Source organism: Sulfuricurvum sp. (assembly GCF_019163035.1).
Taxonomy (GTDB): domain Bacteria; phylum Campylobacterota; class Campylobacteria; order Campylobacterales; family Sulfurimonadaceae; genus Sulfuricurvum.
Window position 1 is genome coordinate 1 of the sequence record NZ_JAFLKV010000139.1, and the last position, 1,959, is coordinate 1,959.

2 protein-coding genes are annotated in these 1,959 nt (G+C 36.2%); both read left to right on the top strand.

Going from position 1 to position 1,959, the window contains the following annotated elements; genetic code table 11:
* The first annotated feature begins 81 nt into the window (after nucleotides 1–81).
* Nucleotides 82–570 carry a PAS domain-containing protein gene (locus JZU62_RS10100; RefSeq protein WP_295014422.1) on the top strand — a complete coding sequence of 163 codons (489 nt, stop codon included), beginning with the start codon at nucleotides 82–84 and terminating at the stop codon, nucleotides 568–570.
* Nucleotides 545–1,959 (top strand): methyl-accepting chemotaxis protein (locus tag JZU62_RS10105; RefSeq protein ID WP_295014424.1); only part of this gene is annotated, 1,415 nt, incomplete at its 3' end. The genes JZU62_RS10100 and JZU62_RS10105, both read left to right, overlap by 26 nt.

Below are 1,959 nucleotides of genomic sequence, written 5' to 3' on the forward strand. Positions count from 1 at the left end.
GAAAAGAAAGCAATCCAAATCGCTGAACAGCGGTTTAGTGTAATGGTTGTAAAAAACAAAAAATTTAAGATGGAATATTAAATGGCAAATCAAGAAATAACATTCGGAGATAATGAATTCATTGTTTCAAAAACGGATTTAAATGGAAAAATAACCTATGGTAATTCCCTTTTTATACAGATGTCGGGTTATAATGAAGAGGAACTTCTCGGTCAACCGCATAACATCATCCGTCATCACGATATGCCGGCGGTTGTTTTCAAGTTATTGTGGAGTGAACTGAAAAAGGGAAAAGAGATTTTTGCTTATGTAAACAATAAAGCAAAAAATGGTGATTATTATTGGGTATTTGCCCATGTTACTCCATCGTATGATACGAATCGAAAAATTACCAATTACCATTCGGTTCGACGAAAACCCTCACAAAAAGCACTAAATGTTATTAAACCTCTCTATGCGTCTTTACTACAAAAAGAAAAAATCGGTGGTATAAACGCTTCTGAATCAGCATTAAATCAAATTTTAAAAGACAAAGGATTGACTTATGACAAATTTATCCTCTCTATCTAAAGTTCAATACGCCAATATCATTTCGATTGCGCTATTTGTTGTTGCCCTAATCATTGAGGTAGTTTTATACGGTTGGAGCTGGATACGACTTTTAAATATCGCTAACTTTGCTCTTGCGTGGTTTGTGTTTATCAACATACGAGCGGCGCAAAAAACGATTCATGAAGTTGCATCTGTCATCGATCTAGCTGAAAAAGGGTATTTAGAAAATCGTATCACCCGTATTAATGATCATGGTGAACTTAATCATCTTTGTTGGAATACCAACAATCTACTCGATCAAATGGAAGTGTTTATCCGAGAGATCAGTGCAGGCGTTGAAGCTTCAAGCCAAGAACAGTTTCATCGACGTATTCTCGGTCAGGGGCTTCAAGGGGAATTTAAATCATCCAGTGCATTTGTTAATAAAGCTATAGACGCGATGCAAACAAGTCATGATCACATCCAAAAATCGGTTCTTAATAGTCAAATTGCAGAAATTGCGTCAAGTGGCGGAGGTCTTGATGTCATACAAAGCGATCTGCAAAATACTATTCTTCGATTAAATGATATTACAAAAATCAGTCAAGTCACATCAAAAAACTCATCCGAGACTGTTAATGAACTAGAAACTATTATTGAAAAGCTTGATAAGCTTATTGAACTTGTTCAAACTTCGGTAGAGGCTATTAATTCGTTAAATGAAAAAACAAATGAAATTAACCTGGTGGTTAATCTCATTAAAGACATTGCCGATCAGACGAATCTTCTTGCTCTTAATGCAGCGATCGAAGCGGCACGTGCCGGTGAACACGGACGCGGGTTTGCAGTCGTTGCAGATGAAGTTCGTAAACTGGCGGAGAGAACCCAAAAAGCAACAGGGGAAATCAGTATCGTTGTTCAAACACTCAGCCAAGAGACAAATTCAATACATGATAATTCTGAGGGGATGAGTAGCATTGCCAATGAGTCAAGTGAAGCAATACAAATGTTCAGACGTACTTTACATACGTTTAACGAAGATGCTATTAGCACTGCTCAGCAAACAATGGCGATTGAAAATACAACCTTTATTACCTTGGCAAAAATCGACCATATTTTATTTAAAACGAATGCCTATAAAAGTATTACACACGCAAAAGAATCTACTACCTTTAGCGATCATCATAATTGCAGATTGGGTAAATGGTATGAAACGGGTATCGGAAAAGAGAGATTCTTCAATCTTGCAAGTTATAGCAAAGTAGAAAATCCTCATGCTACGGTCCATAATGCTGTATTGAAAAATATAGAATTCATTAAAACCGAAGATAAAACCGTAGAAAACCAAGCAGTTATTGTTGAAAATTTTAAAACGATGGAAGAAGCAAGTCGAAATCTCTTTGACATAATGAACGCTTTGATCAAAGA